This is a genomic window from Paenibacillus sp. OSY-SE, assembly GCF_000283315.1.
GTDB lineage: Bacteria > Bacillota > Bacilli > Paenibacillales > Paenibacillaceae > Paenibacillus_B > Paenibacillus_B profundus.
The window spans coordinates 62230-79899 of the sequence record NZ_ALKF01000185.1; the positions used below are offsets into that span (position 1 = coordinate 62230).

The 17670-nt window shown below is 41.7% G+C and carries 13 protein-coding genes and 1 pseudogene; 11 read left to right on the forward strand and 3 right to left on the reverse strand.

What is annotated here, in order from left to right; translation table 11 throughout:
• The first annotated feature begins 39 nt into the window (after nt 1-39).
• From A372_RS0116490 to A372_RS0116500, 3 genes and pseudogenes are all read left to right on the forward strand, one after another.
• Entirely contained in the window at nt 40-3219 is a 3180-nt protein-coding gene (locus A372_RS0116490) for a lantibiotic dehydratase (RefSeq protein ID WP_019421982.1), read from the forward strand.
• A gap of 1079 nt (nt 3220-4298) precedes the next feature.
• A pseudogene (locus tag A372_RS39585) lies at nt 4299-4814 on the forward strand (ATP-binding cassette domain-containing protein); the annotation flags it as partial.
• A gap of 278 nt (nt 4815-5092) precedes the next feature.
• Nucleotides 5093-6481: a lanthionine synthetase C family protein gene (locus A372_RS0116500; RefSeq protein ID WP_019421984.1), complete on the forward strand. Its 1389-nt coding sequence runs from the start codon at nt 5093-5095 to the stop codon at nt 6479-6481.
• Between the two features lie 202 nt (nt 6482-6683).
• Here A372_RS0116500 and A372_RS0116505 read toward each other — a convergent pair whose 3' ends face one another.
• Together A372_RS0116505 and A372_RS34095 are read right to left on the reverse strand one after the other, a co-directional pair.
• Nucleotides 6684-7277 carry a hypothetical protein gene (locus tag A372_RS0116505; protein WP_019421985.1) on the reverse strand — a complete coding sequence of 198 codons (594 nt, stop codon included), beginning with the start codon at nt 7275-7277 and terminating at the stop codon, nt 6684-6686.
• Nucleotides 7278-7343: 66 nt separating this feature from the next.
• The gene (locus A372_RS34095; protein WP_019421986.1) at nt 7344-7985 is read right to left on the reverse strand and encodes a M23 family metallopeptidase; all 642 of its coding nucleotides are present in this window, start codon (nt 7983-7985) and stop codon (nt 7344-7346) included.
• A 269-nt stretch (nt 7986-8254) separates the two neighbouring features.
• On the opposite strand from A372_RS34095, the gene A372_RS0116515 reads away from it, so the two are divergent.
• From A372_RS0116515 to A372_RS0116535, 5 genes are all read left to right on the forward strand, one after another.
• Nucleotides 8255-9487, forward strand: a complete 1233-nt coding sequence (locus tag A372_RS0116515; protein WP_019421987.1) for a helix-turn-helix domain-containing protein — start codon at nt 8255-8257, stop codon at nt 9485-9487.
• A gap of 218 nt (nt 9488-9705) precedes the next feature.
• On the forward strand, nt 9706-10020 hold the full coding sequence (locus tag A372_RS34100) for an aspartyl-phosphate phosphatase Spo0E family protein (RefSeq protein ID WP_019421988.1): 315 nt from the start codon (nt 9706-9708) through the stop codon (nt 10018-10020).
• A gap of 88 nt (nt 10021-10108) precedes the next feature.
• Nucleotides 10109-11074 (forward strand): ABC transporter permease, encoded by a 966-nt coding sequence (locus tag A372_RS0116525; RefSeq protein WP_019421989.1) that lies wholly within the window; start codon nt 10109-10111, stop codon nt 11072-11074.
• Nucleotides 11071-12360 carry a hypothetical protein gene (locus A372_RS0116530; RefSeq protein ID WP_019421990.1) on the forward strand — a complete coding sequence of 430 codons (1290 nt, stop codon included), beginning with the start codon at nt 11071-11073 and terminating at the stop codon, nt 12358-12360. The genes A372_RS0116525 and A372_RS0116530 overlap by 4 nt, the downstream gene beginning before the upstream one ends.
• A 19-nt stretch (nt 12361-12379) precedes the next feature.
• Nucleotides 12380-13048 (forward strand): ABC transporter ATP-binding protein, encoded by a 669-nt coding sequence (locus tag A372_RS0116535; RefSeq protein ID WP_019421991.1) that lies wholly within the window; start codon nt 12380-12382, stop codon nt 13046-13048.
• Nucleotides 13049-13837: 789 nt separating this feature from the next.
• On the opposite strand, the gene A372_RS0116540 is transcribed toward A372_RS0116535, so the two are convergent.
• Nucleotides 13838-14293: a hypothetical protein gene (locus tag A372_RS0116540; RefSeq protein ID WP_019421992.1), complete on the reverse strand. Its 456-nt coding sequence runs from the start codon at nt 14291-14293 to the stop codon at nt 13838-13840.
• A gap of 914 nt (nt 14294-15207) precedes the next feature.
• On the opposite strand from A372_RS0116540, the gene A372_RS0116545 reads away from it, so the two are divergent.
• From A372_RS0116545 to A372_RS0116555, 3 genes are all read left to right on the forward strand, one after another.
• Nucleotides 15208-16233: a LacI family DNA-binding transcriptional regulator gene (locus A372_RS0116545; RefSeq protein ID WP_237728545.1), complete on the forward strand. Its 1026-nt coding sequence runs from the start codon at nt 15208-15210 to the stop codon at nt 16231-16233.
• 88 nt (nt 16234-16321) lie between these two features.
• The gene (locus A372_RS0116550) at nt 16322-16954 is read left to right on the forward strand and encodes a histidine phosphatase family protein (protein ID WP_019421994.1); all 633 of its coding nucleotides are present in this window, start codon (nt 16322-16324) and stop codon (nt 16952-16954) included.
• Between the two features lie 57 nt (nt 16955-17011).
• On the forward strand, nt 17012-17635 hold the full coding sequence (locus A372_RS0116555) for a histidine phosphatase family protein (protein ID WP_019421995.1): 624 nt from the start codon (nt 17012-17014) through the stop codon (nt 17633-17635).
• The last annotated feature ends 35 nt before the right edge of the window (nt 17636-17670 follow it).

Consider the following 17670-nt stretch of genomic DNA (forward strand, 5'->3'; position numbering starts at 1 on the left):
AGCGCAAGCTCCGATAAATCGATTTTGGAGGAATTATACATGTCACGGGAATTATTTTCTTATCGAACTTTAGATTTTTTTATGTTACGTACCCCCCTGTTAACCATGGAACGATTCAAGGAATATTTTTCACTTGATTACGAAGATCAAGAGGAATTGCGACGGGCTTCCATTGCTCATCTTATCGAGTTATCCCAGACTCCTGTAATACGAGAAGCGATAGCGGTCTCTAGTCCAAGCTTGCTAGAGTCGTTAGGCCATCTGAGTAACGAAGGAAATCCCCGTAAGCAGGGACAAGTAATTAAAGGTTTTATGCGGTATTTAATTCGAATGATGACTCGGCCTACACCGTTTGGCTTATTTTCTGGCGTTACCTATGGACAGTTCGGTGAACAGTCTCAAATTGAGCTTGAAGATATCTCTGCCTATCGTAAGCGGGTCCGACCGGATATGGAATGGTTGTTGAAGGTTGTGGAGAAGATAGAGCGTCAACAATCGGTTGTCAAGCAGCTTAGAGTGCAACGTAATTCTCTCATATACAGACAAGGGGAGAGAGCGAAGATTCCGTATACGACGCGATATGGAACTCTTAGTCTGGGCGAGAATGATAGCGTTTCAGTACGTGCTTCGATGGTATTCGATGTGGTCATGGAGGTATGTGCGACACCCATTTCTTATCTTGAACTCGTTAACCATCTCCAATCTCAGTTTGGAGAAGCGAGTGAAGAGACAATTCATCGCTACGTTTGGGAGCTGTTCCAGCAGGAATTTTTGGTTTCTTCACTGCGTCCTCCAACTACGACAACCGATCCCTTTACTTATATCTTATCTATTTTGGAGCCTGTGAAGGGGATGGATGAACTGAAGAGAGCGTTATTCCAAATATGTGATGAGATTCGGAGTTATGAAAAACTATTGATTGGCGAAGGGGAAGAGATGCTGCAGACCTTGCAGCAGAAGATGAAACAGATCGTTGATGTCTCTTCCACGCTGCAGATTGACATGTCTCTAGAAGATCGTTCTATAGTGTTACCTGAACGAATTCGCAAAGATGTGGAGCGCGTTGCGGAGTTATTGTCTTGCCTCTCTTCGGGCGAGCACGATAATCAGCATTTAGAAGAGTACCGCTTTGAATTTTTAGAAAGGTATGGTCCGTATCGTGAAATTCCGCTATTGGAGATGCTCGATGATGAAATCGGACTAGGGCCCCCAGCGACGTATCGTTATCCCAAGAGCAGAAAAAATATAAAAAATCCCCCGCCTGCTTATGATACGAAACAGCAACAATGCATGATGAGATGGTTAGTAACTTGTTTAAAAAGGGGAGAGTGTGAACTGGTTCTGACTGAAGATATGATCCAAGAAATGATGGAGGAGAAAAGCGGTAACGTGCGTCCTTCGTTACCATCGATGGAACTGTATTTTTTACTTCAAGCACGCCATGCACGAGATCTGGATAGTGGGGAGTATACATTAATCTTAGGGCCAAATCCGGGATCGACCGGAGCAGGGATGACCTTTGGCAGATTTATTGATATGTTCGGAGATTCATTCAAGGATATGTTTGGCCTCATTCAGCAAGAGGAACAACGGTTAACTGCGGACAAATTGATTACGGAAATTTCATATTTGCCAAGTGCAGGGAGAGCAACAAATGTAGTCTTGACAGAGAATTTCCGGGAGTACGAAATGGGGATCGGCACAAATCCAAGGTTGTCGGACGACCGGGAAATCTATATAAATGACTTGGTCGTTGGGGTGGACAACGATCGGTTCTACATCAAGTCGCTTCGTCACAATCGAGAAGTTATTCCCACGGCTGGGCATATGCTTAATATTATAGATACCCCCAACGTGTATCGTTTCTTGCGCGAAGCCAAGCAGCAAATGTATCGAAGATGGAAGATGGTGGATTTTGGAGCGCTTGCCGAGTCGCCATACATACCGCGTATCCGTTATAATAATGTAATTTTGAGTCCTTCGACATGGAAAATCAGGATAGACAAGGAACAAGAGGGAGAAGCGACATTAGAAATGAAGCTGCGGGCTTTCTGTAAAGAATGGAACGTACCGCGATATGTGCATATGATTCAGTTCGACAATCGAATCTTGCTTGACCTAGAGAATCCTCTGCATGTGGATGAGGTGTGTAAAGACCTGAAGGCCGAAGGTGAAATCGCGTTGATTGAACATCTTGGCGGATTTGATAAACATCCGATTCAGCGTAGCGATGGCCGCTTGATTGCCGAATTTGTATTTCCGCTCGTTCGACGAGTTCCGGGCGAGGAAGAAATGATGGAAGAAGTCTCGGTTGCAAGACAATCGGATTTGAAGGCAGAGGGATGCTCCAACCGACACATTGAAGCCGGACAACGAATCGTTCTTCCGGGCGGCTCTTGGTTTTATGCCAAATTATATGGATTGGACAGCCGCCAAGATGAATTTTTAGGACGATATTGGGAAGCATTCTGTCGACAGTGCAGAGAAGTTGGCATCGTAGATTATGCATATTATATCAGATATACAGATCCCGATCGACATATTCGGGCGAGGTTTCACGTGCGTTCTGAACAGGGAAGTGTGGATTTACTGCCTTTATTCTACCAATGGACGACTACTTTACTCCACGAAGGGATGATTTCAAAAGTTGTCATTGATACGTACGAGCCAGAAATTGAACGTTACGGCGGGCCGCAGTTAATGCCTTTGGCAGAAGTAGTATTTTCATATGATAGCGATGTCTCCGCACAATTGGTGTATTTACTAAGATTTAATCAGATTCAGGTGAGCCAAGAGACGGTTGCGGTGCTAAGCGTGGTAGAACTATTCCGCCAATTCGGCTACTCTGATGAAGAAATGAATGCTGTACTCAATAAGCGATATGATGTGAAGGAATATCTGGATGAGTTCCGTCAGGAGCGGAGGATGTTGATGCAATTGTTAGGGGGGGAGCACGAAGATTTACAGTCCGCTCATACTGATGCTTTCGCTGTTTATAATATATTGAACGTAAGAGCAGAAGCGGTTAAACGTTATGCAGGTGAACTATCCAAGCAGCAGGACACGTTGACGAACACGATGGAAAATATCTTGCTTAGTGTCATCCACATGCATATGAATCGTCTGCTTGGGGTTGATCGGGATAAGGAACGGAAGATTATGATTCTGGTTCGACACGCGGTAAATAGCTTGATTCAATATCGGAGGAAAAGGGGATGACTCAGCAACAAGAAAACTCAGAGGCGGGAAACCCAACGATGTGGAGGTCTTTCAAACAAGGCTGGAAATTAATCAAAATGATGTTTCAGATGAGTAAGCGATACACGATATTAAGTTTGATTTTTTACATCCTCCAAGGGGTTACGCCCGTCGTTACACTGCTGGCAACTCAGAATCTATTGAATAGTGTTTCTATGGCTTGGGAGTTGGGAGAAGCGTGGTTGATGAAGCAATTCATCATTTTCATGCTTGTCTATGTCTTCAAGAACATGATCGAAGCTGTTCATCGATATGTAGAAGGCAATTTCCAGAACTATATCACTCAATCCTTAAACGTTATGATTTGCAAGAAATCAACTACGCTTGGGTTACAGGACTATGAAAATCCTACAGTATCTGATCAACTAAAGCGTGCGCAACAAGAGGCGGGTTACCGCCCTTATCAAATGCTGACTCTAATGATGGGAATTGCTTCAGGCGTGATTACAGTAATTTCATCGGCCGTGCTGCTGATTTTATGGAAATGGTGGGTCGTGCTTGTATTGATTCTGATATCTACCGTGTCCACTTATTCTGTATTGAAGATAAATCGGGAGCAATTCCAGATTGACATGGAGCGTACGCCATTGAGCCGCCAAACGTGGTATACGACGTATTTATTGACGAATGACCGTAGCTTTAAGGAAATAAAAATGTTTAAATTAGGCTCCTTTTTATTGCAACGATATCGTGATCTTATGCAAAGTTTCTTTATAATAGATCGGCGTATGCTGGCAAAGCGCATGCGGATTACGCTCATTTATGACTTGTTGGAGTTAGTTGTTTTGATGTGGTTGATCGGTCTTGCCTTGGGGGAGGCGTACATGGGAGAGATTCTAATTGGCAGTTTATTCGGATATATTCAAGCAATCACATTGACACAAAGTCAGATGCATTCGATTGTGCAAGGGGGCGTGCAATTTACCCAAAACAATCGTTACTTGGATCAATTATTTCTTTTCCTGACGCTCCCCAGCTCAGACCCCGCACAACTTCAGTTGCAACTGTCTCGCCAATCGGAAGATTGTAACGAATCCAGTATGCGAATTGAGCAAATTTCACTGGAGAATGTGTCATTCCGATATCCGGGTAAGCCATACGATGCGGTTCAGAATGTTTCACTGACGCTGGAGAGGGGGAAGACAGTGGCGTTGGTTGGAAAAAATGGATCGGGAAAGTCTACATTGGTTAAATTGCTGATGCAGTTATATGGAGGATATAACGGTGTCATGAAAGTAAATGGCCGTAATTTGCTTGAGGTAGACCTTCGGGAATTCCAGGAGCGAATTGGTGTTGTGTTTCAAGACTTTGTACAGTATGAGATGTCGGTCCGACACAACATTGGATTTGGTTCGCTTGAGAAGTTGACGAATGATTCTGAAATAATGAATGCGGCTAAGTATGCAGCGATTGATGATATCATTGAACAATTACCCGAGGGATTGGGCACGCAGCTTGGAAGATGGTTTGACGACGGGCACCAGCTCTCGGGAGGACAATGGCAGCGGATCGCCATTGCGCGTGCATTTATGCGAAATGCTGACGTATACATTTTGGATGAACCCAGTTCTTTCCTGGACCCGATATCGGAACGAGATTTGTTCATGTTATTCCGTGATCTGATGAAGGAGCGGATTGGTATTTTTATTACCCATAGATTTGGTTCAGCTCGTCTGGCGGATCAAATCTTAGTTATGGATCAAGGGCGTATTATTGAATCAGGAACGCACCAGGAGCTCATGACGCTAGGGGGAGTATATGCAGAGATGTTTAATGTGCAGGCCAGTCCCTTTAAGAATGAAGAAGATCCAGAAATGTTGGAAAGGGTTGGTTCATGATGGTAGAACTAGTACGTAATGATTCTGCGCCATGGCTACCGGTCGGAGGCGAGTTAAGAGAGAGGGTGGAAGAGGTTCTTCGTGACATCGCAGAGCGGTACAAGGACCCAGAGCAAGTACGCGAACGAATGCGCGAAGTGCCGCCGGAACAATTGGATGGAATGAGCTATGCTAGGTGGAGAGATATTAGCTTGGCCAGTGGATTTCCAGGAATATGTTTATTGATGGGACAAATGGATCACTTGTTTCCACATGAGGGCTGGGATCTGATTGGACATAGGTATTTAGAATTACTCCAGAAAACGATTGAAGAAGAAGGGATACAACATTTATCCCTCTATAACGGTTTGGCTGGTATCTTGGTCGGGATCCACTCTTTATCACGTAAACGGACACGTTATCTTAAAATGATGGATACTCTCGCAGATTTGTATGAACAAAAGATGGGGTTCATCATTGACCGTATCCGATGTAACTGGAATGAGGGCAATATGATGATGGGGGATTACGATGTAATCCAAGGGTTATCTGGGATGGGCCGTGTTGCCCTGTTGTTCAGTGAACGTTCCGGGATGAGGAAGATATGGGAGGATACAGTGACACTATTTCATCTCTATTGTGGAGAGAAGGAGGTTGCAGGGCAAATCGTTCCGTCATGGCATATATCTTCCATGAATCAGTTTCGGGCAGAGGAGAAAGCGAAATATCCGAATGGAAACTTCAATCTGGGCCTGTCTCACGGGATATCCGGACCTCTAGCTTTCTTGAGTGTTTCCTATTTACATGGGATACAAGCTGAGTCAGTTGCGTCTGATCTTCATACGTTAGCGGAATTCGTATGTAAATGGTCCATAAGGAGTGAAACGGGTACCTTCTTTGCAGGTCGAATCTCGTTCGAAGAGTGGGAGCAGGAGCGGCTCTTGCCTAGTGCCGAGCTGGAATATCGAGATTCCTGGTGCTATGGTGTGCCAGGAATTGCGAGGTCGCTATGGCTGGCAGGGAAAGCCTTGCAGAATGAGAAATGGTTAGAAATAAGCTTGCGGGCGTACATGGAAATTTCCAATCGAGCGCATAGGAAGGGAGGCTTGACATCAGGGACGTTGTGTCATGGTGTGGGTGGATTACTTCATTTAATTCAACGCATGTATTCGGATACGGGGCATGAAACATTGCGTTCCATGCGAGACCGATTTGCCAAGGATGTGCTCGACTTGTACGAGCCAGATTCGTTATTCGGTTATTATGATGAGAGTTATCAGATGGGTGTTTATACGAAAGTGGACGAGGCAGGATTTCTGACAGGGGCGTCGGGTGTGGCTTTGGTTCTTGCTTCTTTACTCAGTGACCAGAGTCCAGATTGGGATCTAGTGCTTATGATGCAATAGCACCTCGCAGGGTAATCGTAAGAGATGTATTGAAAATCGTTGTTCTCAAACGATACAAGGGAGAGAAGAAGTAAGAATGCGGATACCAAGGGCTTCGGTAATGAAGCCCTTTTCGTTGCAGCGCGCCCAGAGGCACGCATTATTTAGTTGGTGAAAGTCCAACTGAAGGAGGGGCTAAGCCACCGGCGCATCCTGGAGCTTGTTATTTAGCGAACGTGCCGGTTACAGGCTCCACGCTATCGATAAGCAGTGTGTCTTGCAGCACCGCTATGCGCTCTTCAACTTCCGACTCCATTAGCTCCTCGAGGCTGTCGCTGTACTTACCTGCTATGTCGATGTTATACCGTCCATCCGCTTCTTTGATATTTACCTGCAAGGCGAATTGAACGGAAGAGAGCACGCCGAACGATTCCTGTTCCTTGAACGTGTATGTTCCGTCAGCTCCTTTCTGGAAGTAGGAGTCAAATATTCGCAGAGCTTGTTCCCCGCTATAATAATCCTGCAGCGATTCGGTGAGCAATTGTTTATCTTTCTCCGTCAATGTGAGACGCTGCGAATAACGGAGCAGTTGATTTGTCCAATTCTCCACGTCCCGCAACCATAAGAACAAGGAGATTTTGTTCGATGTTTGAAGCAGTTCGCCTGACAGCTTGTCAGGAGCCGTCACACGGATCACATCCAAAATAGTGGCGACTGTTACGGATGTGTTCTTCTGTTCCTTCGCGCCCGTCTGCATGGAGGCACTGCACCCTGTAATAAGCAAGATTGCCATACATACCGCAATTATTTTTTTCATTCTTCATGCACCTCGGTTTACAACATCTGCCGTACCCATCAGAGGACGGGAATGGCACTGTTTATTTTATGTGATTGATTCGAACGGAATGCCTTTGGCCACTCGTTCTTCCATGCTCATGTCACGGATCTCCTCCATGCTGTAGAACACTTCAAGCTCATTGTCGTGATCGGATTTTTCAACGGGGGCAGTGGAGGTAGGAACGTTATTTTTATATCCAGGAAAGAAGTTAGAGATTGGATCAACTGCAGTCGAAGAATTATCTGTCAAGCAAGCTCCGCTGCATCTTCTCGTTTCGAAATGCAAATGAACCCCCTGCGCTTGGCCCGAGTTTCCCATTTCTCCCAGCTTGGTCCCCTTAACCACATTTTTATTTGTTGATACCACGGGGGATTTGTTCATATGTGCGTATCTGGACTGATAATTTGTATGATTAATGGAATGATGAATGTAGACAACCCATCCATAACTGGTGGACCAACCGGCTCGCGCAACTTTTCCGCCATAGAAGGCTACGATAGTGTCGCCGGCAACGCCGGCCCTTCTGCCTCCGATATCGATGCCTTTGTGAGCATTTCCCTTAAAGCCTTGTGTGATTCGGGTTGAATCAGGCACCGGCCAATGGTATGTGCTCGCTGCGGATGTCGTTGCAGAAAGGGAAGCAAAGCTTAATGCAATCAGTGCGAACACAGTTACAAGCCTTCTCATCACAACAAATACCTCCTTTATAGTTAAATTTACCCATATCATAATGGGTACTGCTTGTGTCTGTATATCATTTATTTGGCTTTAATTTATTGAATGTTTTTATCGGCGAATAGAAAGTGAAAAATTCTGTTGATGGGTTGAAAGCATGTGGTTTTTGATGTGCTTATTGACCAGTGGACGTTTACAGAGATTGGGATTTATAGTAAGGTGTTAATAAATGAATAGGGAATATTTGTATGTAAAATTGGGGCTCGAAAGAAGGTGATGATATGGGTTCTGAGCTGAGGCGCGTAGGTGAATTGATTCACGATCATCGGAAGAGGGCAAGATACACCTTACATCAGTTGTCAGCCCTCTCGGGCGTTCCGAAAGGAACAATTTCGAAAATCGAGAGAGGGGAGACGAAGCATCCTGAATTGGGCACCGTTCTGGCGCTGTCTTCCCCATTGTCCATTCCATATGCGGATGTTGTCAGTCATTACATTGTGACGGAGAGGCGTAAGACTGTTCTGCAGCAAATGCTGCTGGAAGCTATTCAAACAGGTGACGTGAAGGTAATAGAGAAGATTGCTGTCCGATTCCTGCAATGTGACGGTGAGGACAGCTATGACCTGATCGAAGAACTATACAGCATGACTGAGTCGGTGACAGATGTTACGGTCAGACTTGGCTTATTTGAAATTATCACCAAGTACGCCAGAGAGCATGGCATACAGCCTTATGTTGCAAAGGCCTTATTCCAAACGTATTTGATGGAGCGAAATGATTTCAGCAAGCTGGATCTGACTTTTCACACCGGAACCTATCTGTTGCACTACATCAATTTTTTCTCAGAAGAGGACAAGGCGCTGTTACACTTCAAACTAGGGTTTCATGCTTACGCGCTTCAGCTTTATGAGAAATGTATTCAGCTATGTATTGCTGTCATTAAGGAATATACGAGCGATCGTCTCACGAAAGCGCGTGCCCTGCTTCTTATTTGCAATTCATATTACTATTTAGGCGATTACTTTTTGGCGGAGCAGTATCTGTATGAATGTAAAAAGTACCCTTTTCCCGAGATTCAAGAAAATATTAAGCTTAACGAGGCTGCAATACAAGGTAAAAAGGGAAATAGAGATCACGCAATATTGCAACTTAAAATATGTTTAGATCAATCCTCACCAAATACTGCAATTCATGTTATTAACGAGCTTCTCGAACTATACCTCCAGAATAAAGATATCGAAGCAATAGAACACTTGATAGGAGATGAAACTCGAATACTGAACGCTGATTATCATACACCGTTTAAAAAATCAGAGTTGGCTTTATATTTTAAATTAAAAGCCGGTTACTTAATAATAAAAAAGCGATTTGAAGATGCAATTGATTGCTATATGTTAAGCGCACTGCATTATGTAGATGTAAATGCCCGTATCAGAGCGAATGATTGTTTTAATTTAATCGTATTTATATTGCCCGTATGGGCACGGCAACAGGTTGTTGAGTCATCCATTTAGGGGAGGGCAGTAATCTTTGATTACTTTTCTCTTCCTTTTTTTGTTCTTTTATTGAAGTCAAAAAGTGTCTAAATTACAAATAAAATGTCGAAAAGTTTTGTGAATGGAAAATTGTTACGAATAGACGAAACCTATTTTAAGGTTATTACACAATCAACAGATTAAGAGGTTATCAAGAATATGAATTCATCTAAGTGATTCACTTAAGAAAGGTGGGTATGATTATTTCAAATCATATTCCCAATGAAGAGGAATCTATAATTCTTCATAAAATTGAAGAGCTGCGTCAACGCTTAATAAAAGCAGTAGTAGATATCAAAAGTTTCAATGATGAGTATGTTATTGAACTTAGTCAAGAGCTTGATACATACATCTTACAGCTTCAAAAAAAGAATTACTCTCTTAGACTAAAAGATAAGAGAAAAGCAGGACCTTTGTGTCCCCAGTTCCATAGGAATTCGAAATTGGAATATGACATGAAAGAATTTAGGGGGGATAGAGGGCTACTGCATGTGACTCGTTTACAAAGATAATTTGCTAGGAGGCTACTTTATCTCGAAGAAAAGGGAGATAAAGCAGCCTCTAGTATTTGCTTAATCTGTAGTGAAATGAGGAAAGCAGATGTTTACACTGAGAAGAAAAGATATTATTTTCACCTTACTTTTTTTATGCCTTTATATAATGTATTACCTTTTTCTAACTTATATCGATAAGCAAGAAAGGTTCAACGAATTGTCCAATGGATTCTATTCTAATCATCATGCTGTATTAATGAATAACGGTGATAACGATTGGGTCGAAACTGAGCTTTCACAATCCAGTTATCGACTGTTCATAGAATATAATGATACCTACCGCTTTTTTAAAGATCATAATAGTGATTGGTCCCCTCCGATCGAATCTGGTCGTTTTTTTACTCATGAAGAAAAGAAGCCGGTAGCGGTTATTGGAAGGGAAATGTTAGAGTACGCTAAGGACAGTAACGGTGCGAAGCGTGTATCTTTTAATGGAGAAAATTATGAAGTAATCGGAATTATGGGTGCATCATTTGCGAGTCCAGTTGACTATCTAATCTTGCTCTATCAACCTGATCAGACGCCTTTAACACCTGATATGCGAATTATTATTGATAGTGATAATAAATCAACGGTGACTGAAATCACCGAAAATCTAATCAAAAAATTTCCTATGCTCACTCTGATTGAAAGTACACAAAAAGGGCTATCGAGAACGGCAAATATCCCCTTTCTATATCGTTTGCTAATTTTTGAGTTTTATCTCCTTTTGTTCCTTAGTGTATTAGCATTTATACGGTATTGGTACGAATCAGAAAAGAAGAAGTTGTATATTTTATTCATCATGGGTATTGCAAAAAATAAAATTATTCGACAGCTATTCTTTAAAGTCTTCATGTATATTACTGTCCCGGGAGTTATGATGTTTTTATTTATTTCTATTTTTGATTCCGGATCATTTTTTAAACAAATGATATGGATCGTCATTCTTTTTCTGATTAGCGCCTGGTCTTTGTTAAGCCTGTTTCTCAGAGCTGCTTCTTCATCAAAAGGTGGTGCAATCAGCAAATGATCCTAAACGAACTGAAAATTTATTTAAAAAAGCATAAATTATTAACGATGGTTCTTTATCTTCAGCTTACTTTATTTTTTATCATTATAGGAACCTTCATTTCTTTTATCGAACAGCTTAATTACGAAAGTAATGGTCTTCAACAGATCTATGAAGGAAAGTCCATCTATCAGTTGCTTGATGGTTATTATGATGGCGAAGTGTACCAAGATTTTGTTAGCCAACCGGATTATCTCGAACGATTAAAAAACTATTACAATGAACTAAATCATACAAATGATTTTGACTATCTAGCTATGTTCAATCACCATCTCCTATTAAAGGATAATGGACTACCTGATGAGTTTATTGAGGGGTATGAGCAAGGCAACAGGAAGTACCAGACAAAGATAGAAAATGCTACATTTACCGCTGTTAAATCGTTTCAAATGAATAAGCAGGCTCTTGACTTTTTTGGCTTAGTTGCAGCAGAAGGAACGATTTGGAGTGAACATGAATTTAAGGGTTTCGAGGATACTGTACCAGTATTGTTGGGAGCTTCCTATCGAAATGTATTTCATATTGGCGATGAAACGACTATCAATTTTTATAATAAGTCATTTACTATCAAAATTATTGGATTTTTAAAGGAAAACAGTAAGCTTTACTTTAATAATGATACGGAGTTTTACTTGGACAAATATATCCTGCTCCCTTATAGAGAGTATGATAATAAGCCTACTTCAGAAGTAGATGAATTATTCCAACAAGCTAGCTATTTTGCTATGATCAACGGCTACATTATTACAGACAATGACCCATCAAGTAACCAATCAATGATGCAGCGGATTAACGCGATTGCTCAAAAATCATCTATTGGAAGTTATTCTTTTATCGGTCTGAATCCACATTTCCTAAAATACAGGGGTTTAATGACCGTTTTACAAGAAGATAAAACCTTAGTCCAAACTGTATTTCTCTCTACAGCTCTATTAAATTTAATTATTATCATTATCATTTTATTTCTACAACAGAAAAAGAGATTATCATTTTTCGCCATTCATTATATCAATGGGGCTACTAAAGTTGGACTTATAAAAATGCAGTGGATCGAAATATTTAGTATTATACTGGCTGCTTATTTAACAAGCTTCATTGTTCTAGATCAGATTCTTAAAATCGGTGATTTTCAAACACAGTTTTTTATGTTTTTAATTTGTATCTCTATGAGTATTATCATTTGCCTCTTGCTGGCGAGTAAGCTTTTGTTCCGCCCAATTATGAAAGATATAAATATCGGGGATTAAGGAGGTACAAACCAATACGATGATTGAACTCGCAGGAATAAAAAAAAGATTTATTGATGGGAAACAGTACACGAACATCTTAGAGAATGTAAATATTCAAATCCATCAAGGAGAATCTATCGCTATTAAGGGGAAGAGCGGTTGTGGAAAATCTACTTTACTCAATATTTTAGCAGGCCTGCTTCCATTCGAAGAAGGTGACATGCTTTTTAACGGAACCAATATTTCACGGTTTACAGCAAAGCAACTGGCAGAATACAGAAGGAATCACGTTGCTTATATAACGCAAAAGTTCCACTTACTAGATGATCGAAATGTTTTCGATAATATTGCACTGCCACTGCAATATCTCAGGATACCTAGAGGAGAAATAAAAAGTAGGGTTGAAGAAGTTTTACATGATATGGATATTGAAAGTCACATCAAAAAAGACATATCATCTTTATCAGGTGGAGAACGTCAGCGAGTAGCAATAGCCCGTGCCATAGTTAAAAAACCTTCAATATTATTAGCTGATGAGCCTACTGGCTCATTGGATGAGGTAACCGAAGAGTCTATATTGAGGATATTCCATGCCCTTCATCAGAACGGAATGACAATGGTGATCGTTACTCACGATGATACTGTTTCAAGTCATTGTCAACATATATATGAGCTTCACCATAAGAGACTGCATCTTGTGAGTTAGTCGCACTACATATCATAAGAAGCAAACAAGCTAATTGGCGAGAACATTTATTTATAGAAATCTCCTTTGTTGAGGCGTTTATTGATAACGCGTAAGTAACTCTACAATAGGAGATTTTTTTACTTTGTCCACGAAGTAACATCAATATTTTACATATATGAATCAGTCAATTATTCAGTAACGCTCTATTCACTTATCGCCAGGATTGTGGAACGGATCTGCTACATGTTAATAAACGGTTTTTTTGCTTGTTTCAGTTTTGGTGTAACAAAAAAGCGATTTGTCTCATGGTACTCAGACTCTTATTCATTTGTTTTTCACGTAATACGTAAAAATATAGCGTAAAATAAATTAACCCTTTGCATTTATGTTTTTGAAACAAGAATTACCAACAAGCGATTGCTCAAGCTTATTCGTAAAATTCCGGGGTAATGGAAGAAGACAGTGGGCGAATACGAGAAGATAATTAAATTATGGCCTCCAAGCATGAGATCATGTTCAATAGACGAGCATATTGTACAGGGCTGGCGCAACTACTCTATCAGCCAGACTAGCTTAGCTAAGCTGGATTGGATATATCATATAACGATTCGCCCGATGATAGGCCAACGAAGTAGAGACAGCGAAGAAGGCGATGATTTCAATGCAAGAAGTAAGGCACTTAGTTAAACAATGGGATTAAAAACACTGCTCAATTTGCATGCAAATGTATGACGAATATCGGAAAGCTGTATAAGGGAAGCCTCGTGTACGGTTTGAGGATGAGAGGTTTGAAAAAAGTTCAGCCCTTTACTCTTGACTTACTTTATTCAGTATGTCCTTTATTTTATCTAAATCAAAATTATTTTCTATTGTATAATAATTTACTATATCTTTTTTATCCCTGTAATTAATTATTGTTATTTGACTTTTATCGTCGCTCAGAGCCAACAGATACCTTTTTTCACCTTGTACTCTTACATCTATCCAAATTTCTTTATCAGTAGTATTTTTACCTCTCTTCAAATTCATTTCAGACAATATCTCTAAAATTCGGTTGATATCCTTTTTGTCTTTTGTGATTATTTCATTCTCGTTAGAGGAAAAATAAAATTCTAAAGATGAAACTTCTTTGTCTTCTATATTATCCATAATTTCTTTCTTAAAAGTAGTACCAGGATCCATTAAGTTTTGAATATCCTGAAAATTTAAGATAATGACCGTACCAATTAGTGTACAAACACATATAAGTAAACGACGTATCATAAAAAACCTCCATAACTTGTAACGAAATGATATTCTCCCTCTTCAAGTCCGGCTAGTATTTTTGCGGGAAGGTACCTTGAAGAGTTCGATACGGTAGTATAAAAATCCTTTAGAAAAGACCAAGTAAACAGGTAATAATTCCGTTTCTTAGTCTTACTTGTTATTGTTTATGGTTCGTTCAGTCAAACTTTGAATTGTCTTGCTGTAGGGAATCAATTTTCTTTTCAAAAGTAAATTGTAATGGCTACATGGAATCCAAAATTACCCACAACAGTAAGCCATGAGCTGAATATATCTGACTAATCCACATACAGGCCTCCTTTCTATATATATTTAAGGAGATTTTTATTTATAACTCACAAATAAATGTGTGAATTCCTATGATATAGCAAGAACAAGTGCTCTCATTTTGTTGTAAAAAAATGTTATTATTCACTTATATTATGAAGAGTAAAAGGTCAAGAAAGAGAGGGGATACTTTTTTCAGAATCACTAATCATTGTTCATTTAGACAGCAGCTTAGGAGAATCGCTTGGAGGTTGCAGTACGGGTAAAGGTACAGAAAAGGAGAGAAGTACTTACTTGCGAAGATTATTACTTTAAAGCCGATACAGTATTTCTTTAGAGGATACTTATACTTCATATCTATGGATTAATATCGGAAGCTTCTCTCCGTTGTCGCTAAACGCCAATAATCCAAGAAATTGTTTCATCATACGTGCAACATAAACATGACTTGTTTCAGAGAAAGAGGGACGTTTCTCATTTGTTTTTCACAGAAAACATAAAAATTGAGCCTGAAACAAATTAATCCTTTTCATTTATATTGATGTGTGGTTTAATATGTATGAAACATGTTTCAATCATTTCAGGTTTTTGTTTCATAGCAATGTAGGGGGTATTTCGTGGCCAATATGAAGGATGTTGCAAAATTGGCTGGTGTATCTCCAGCAACTGTATCAAGAGTATTGTCGAATAAAGGCAACACATCGCAAGAAACACGGGCTAAGGTCCAAAAGGCGATACGGGAGACGAATTATGTGCCTCCTGCGGGCGTGAAGCCTGCGTCTACCAACAGCAGGACCATCTGCTTAACCATCGCAAGGAACTCGATGGACATTTTCGGGAACCCGTTCTTTGACAGTGTACTGTACGGGCTATCGAGCGCAGTCGAACAGCATAACATGGATTTGCAGTTTGCTGTGTATCATTGTGTGGAGCAGCAGATACAGAAATGCTTGCGATTGTACAAGCAACAGAAGGTAGACGGATTCATATTGACCGGGGTGCTATCTATCGACAAGGAAAGGCTGTTGAAAGCGCTTCATGAGGAGCATATTCCCTTCGTGCTGATCGGACGCACGTTCCATCACGAGGTGTTCTCCGTGCATAACGATAATATGCGGGACGGATATATGGCTGCCAGACATCTTATTGAAGCAGGGTACCGAAATATCGTCGTATTTACACAAGATACGCAGCTGGACGTATTTGGAGCGCGAATTTCTGGTTACAGACAAGCCGTGCAGCAATTCGGGCTGGACGTCGGCCCTAATCGTATCGTTCAAGTCGGTGCGGAAGAAGACGACATTATGGAAGCGCTGCAGCACTTGCTGGATGAAGGAATTGCCTTCGATAGCGTTATGGCGACAGATAGCGTGATGTCGCTCAGTGTATTGAAGTTCTGCCAGCTTAAAGGGTTGCGCGTGCCGGAAGATGTGGGGATTCTCGGATTCAATGATGCGCCATATCTAGTCAAAGTGTCTCCGACGCTAAGCTGTGTGGAGATGAACGGGGCTAGCTTGGGAGCGGAAGCATTCCATTTATTGAATGAGATCATTGATCAGCCTCAAGCGATGAGTCTTAAAAAAAATGTAACGCTGCCGTCAGAATTAGTTATTCGCCAATCGACCGACAGGTACGAATTCAAGGGCGAATAAGGCTCAGCCGACATAACAACAAAGGCTGTGTTCGACAGCAGATGTAAGCAGAAATATTAAGTAATTGAAGGTTAGCAAGGGAGCGATTATGGAACTTTATCTTGTGCGGCACGGGCAGTCGGTCGGCAATACGATGCCGGACCGGGATATGCCTGATTCGCCTCTAACAGAGCGTGGCCTCGTACAAGCCGGACACGCGGCGATGTATTTACGAGACAGAGGCATTACCGCCATATTCGCCAGTCCGTTAATTCGAGCGATGCAGTCGGCGCAGCCTCTGGCACAAATGCTTCATTTGCCGGTTCAGGTACGGAAGGAATTATACGAAGTGAGAGAAGGCGACCTGTACATGGGGCCTTCGCTGGAATCGTTACTGGACTACGTTCCGGAAGCGACATTCCAGGACACGATAGAGAAAGACGGATGGGTGTATCCGGGAGGAGACTATCACGAGCTCGTCGTACAGCGTGCGCGCGAAGTGCTGCGGCAGCTGCGAATGTGCGGCGAGGAGCGGATCGCGGTATTCTGCCATGGGAACTTTAACGAGTATTTGATTCGTGAGGCGTTAGGTATCGCTTCATCGGCGCATATTCGATTCCCCCAAGCGAATACGGGCATGAACCATATCATTTTCCGTGAGCATGCAACAGAGCTAATCAAGCTGAATGATACGACTCACCTTGAAGCCGGTCAACTATTCTATCAACAGAGCGGCGTATAAAGAGAGAGCTGCCCGCCAAGCGGATGATGATTTCAATGAAGAGGAGAACATCTTACTATGCACTTATATGTAATTCGACATGCGCAATCGACGATGAATATTGGACAGGGAGGCGGACCGAACTGCAGCTTGTCGGAATTAGGGCGATGGCAGGCGGATCAAATCCCGCCCTTTTTCGCAGATATTCCATTGCAGGCTATCTTCTGCAGCCCGTTGCGCAGAGTGATTCAGACGGCGACACCGCTCGCCAAGGCCAAAGGCTTGGACATCGTGCTTATTCCCGAAATGTCTGAAATTTTCAATGAGGAATGGAAAGACTATCGCGATTATGATTGGGAAAGCTGTGAGCAAGTGCTAACGGAATTCCCGCATGTGCAATTTGCAGACTACCAAGATGTAAAGCAAAAGTGGTGGCCGACTTGGCCGGAAAATCATGCAATTGTACGAAAGCGCGTACAAAAGTTTTTCGATGTGAAGCTCAAGGCTTATTGCGGAACGGAAGCGCACATTGCCGTATTCGGACATGGCCAGACGACTGCAGATATGAAACAGATCGCCAATCCAGGCGACACCTATCCCGTGTATAATGCGGGTGTTGTGCAATTTATTCTTGATTCGGAAGGCAAATGCGAATCGGTAACGTTGCATAAAGACCACCTCGGTCAGCACGTGTACGAATAAAAAACGACATTCATTTCAAGGGGGACAACTAAATC

Bases quoted from the DNA above. Each gene is read 5' to 3' on its own strand.
- A372_RS0116490 (WP_019421982.1), top strand. From the start codon at position 40: ATGTCACGGGAATTATTTTCTTATCGAACTTTAGATTTTTTTATGTTA.
- A372_RS0116500 (WP_019421984.1), top strand. From the start codon at position 5,093: ATGATGGTAGAACTAGTACGTAATGATTCTGCGCCATGGCTACCGGTC.
- A372_RS0116505 (WP_019421985.1), bottom strand. From the start codon at position 7,277: ATGAAAAAAATAATTGCGGTATGTATGGCAATCTTGCTTATTACAGGG.
- A372_RS34095 (WP_019421986.1), bottom strand. From the start codon at position 7,985: ATGAGAAGGCTTGTAACTGTGTTCGCACTGATTGCATTAAGCTTTGCT.
- A372_RS0116515 (WP_019421987.1), top strand. From the start codon at position 8,255: ATGGGTTCTGAGCTGAGGCGCGTAGGTGAATTGATTCACGATCATCGG.
- A372_RS34100 (WP_019421988.1), top strand. From the start codon at position 9,706: ATGATTATTTCAAATCATATTCCCAATGAAGAGGAATCTATAATTCTT.
- A372_RS0116525 (WP_019421989.1), top strand. From the start codon at position 10,109: ATGTTTACACTGAGAAGAAAAGATATTATTTTCACCTTACTTTTTTTA.
- A372_RS0116530 (WP_019421990.1), top strand. From the start codon at position 11,071: ATGATCCTAAACGAACTGAAAATTTATTTAAAAAAGCATAAATTATTA.
- A372_RS0116535 (WP_019421991.1), top strand. From the start codon at position 12,380: ATGATTGAACTCGCAGGAATAAAAAAAAGATTTATTGATGGGAAACAG.
- A372_RS0116540 (WP_019421992.1), bottom strand. From the start codon at position 14,293: ATGATACGTCGTTTACTTATATGTGTTTGTACACTAATTGGTACGGTC.
- A372_RS0116545 (WP_237728545.1), top strand. From the start codon at position 15,208: ATGAAGGATGTTGCAAAATTGGCTGGTGTATCTCCAGCAACTGTATCA.
- A372_RS0116550 (WP_019421994.1), top strand. From the start codon at position 16,322: ATGGAACTTTATCTTGTGCGGCACGGGCAGTCGGTCGGCAATACGATG.
- A372_RS0116555 (WP_019421995.1), top strand. From the start codon at position 17,012: ATGCACTTATATGTAATTCGACATGCGCAATCGACGATGAATATTGGA.